General features: G+C 77.5%; 2 protein-coding genes and 1 pseudogene. 1 reads left to right on the top strand and 2 read right to left on the bottom strand.

From position 1 onward, the window contains the following. Both B9S57_RS34095 and B9S57_RS00635 read right to left on the bottom strand, forming a co-directional pair. Window positions 1-275: pseudogene (locus tag B9S57_RS34095) on the bottom strand (MBL fold metallo-hydrolase); the annotation flags it as partial. After that, on the bottom strand, window positions 272-931 hold the full coding sequence (locus B9S57_RS00635; protein WP_103513561.1) for a helix-hairpin-helix domain-containing protein: 660 nt from the start codon (window positions 929-931) through the stop codon (window positions 272-274). The gene B9S57_RS00635 and the pseudogene B9S57_RS34095, both read right to left, overlap by 4 nt. Window positions 932-1,121: 190 nt before the next feature. Between B9S57_RS00635 and B9S57_RS34815 the strand changes: the two genes are divergently transcribed. Next, window positions 1,122-1,315 (top strand): hypothetical protein (locus B9S57_RS34815; RefSeq protein WP_219818542.1); only part of this gene is annotated, 194 nt, incomplete at its 3' end.

The following is a 1,315-nucleotide window of genomic DNA, read 5'->3' as shown; positions in this document are numbered from 1 at the left end:
CGCGCCCGCCCCGCCGGCGTCTCTTCTCCCGGCCGGGTCCCCGGGGGTACTGACCGCGCCGCGCCGCGGGACAGGGCGAGGAGGACCAGACCGGCGCACGCGCAGAGCACCGCGCCGGCCGCCACCCAGGCGCCCGGCGCGTCCAGGGCAAGGGCTGCCGCCGCCCATCCCGCCAGCGTCGGAGGGACCAGCCGCAGGTCGGCCGGAGCTTCCTGGCGGGGGTCGGCGACGCCCAGCCGCCGCCCCGATTCCGAGTGCACGTCAGGGACGTTCATGGCCTGACCAGCGGCCGCAGGTCCGCGAACCGGCGGTCGCCGATGCCGTTGACCTCACGGAGCTCGTCGACCGAGCGGTAACCCCCGTGCTCGGTGCGGTAGTCGATGATGTGCTGGGCGAGCACCGGCCCCACACCGGGCAGGGTGTCCAGCTGTTCGACGGTGGCCGTGCCCAGGCTCAGAGGGGCGACCGGTCCCGCCTGCCCCACCGCCGATCCGCTCCCCGCCGCCACCCCACCCCCGGGTGGTGGGGCGGCGGGCGTGCCCACCGCCACCTGCTCACCGTCCGTCAGTACCCGCGCGCGGTTGAGCGTGCTGATATCCGCGCCCTCGCGGGCACCTCCCGCGGCCCGCAGGGCGTCCTCGACGCGTGAGCCGGCCGGTAGATGCTGGATCCCCGGCTTCCGCACCTTGCCGCTCACGTCGACGACGATCCGTCCGCCGGACGTGACCTGCGGGCCTGCGGTGGGACCGGGTGTCAGGCCGGGCGGCTCAGCAGTCGCGGCCCCAGGACCGCCCGCCTGGACCGCGGCGGCCTCGGTGACCCGGTCGGGGACGCGTACGGGCTCGGCCCGGGCGGACCAGAAGTGTGCCGCCGCGAGGACCGCGGCCCCGACCAGGAGGACGGCGAGCGCGGCGAGCGCGCGTGGCTCCATGCCGCACCGCAGCTGCGTCCACAGGGGTAACCGGTCGCGCAGAGCCGGCAGCGCCTCTCTCCACCACCGAGGCGGCTCGGCGACGCCGTCCGGCGCTCCCCTGCCGGGCGGACGTACCGGATGGGACGGCGCTCGCGAGGCACTCACCTCGGCCGCCCGTACCGGCGGAGTCGAAGCCCAGGAGGGCGTGGTGCGGGACCGCGGTGCCCCGCCCCGCAGAGTCGCGGCCCCGCCCGGCCAGGCACACGGCACCGCCGGATACGCGGCCCCGGTCGCCGTCGTGGAGCCGGGCGCAGGACCGGTCGCAGCCGCGGACCCGGCCGCCACCCCGACCCCTGCCGTGGTCGTGGTTCCGGCCGTGGTCGTGGCGGCCGCTGCCATGGT

The organism is Streptomyces sp. SM10 (assembly GCF_002910915.1).
Classification (GTDB): Bacteria; Actinomycetota; Actinomycetes; order Streptomycetales; family Streptomycetaceae; genus Streptomyces.
This window is presented reverse-complemented; position numbering and strand designations above follow the sequence as displayed.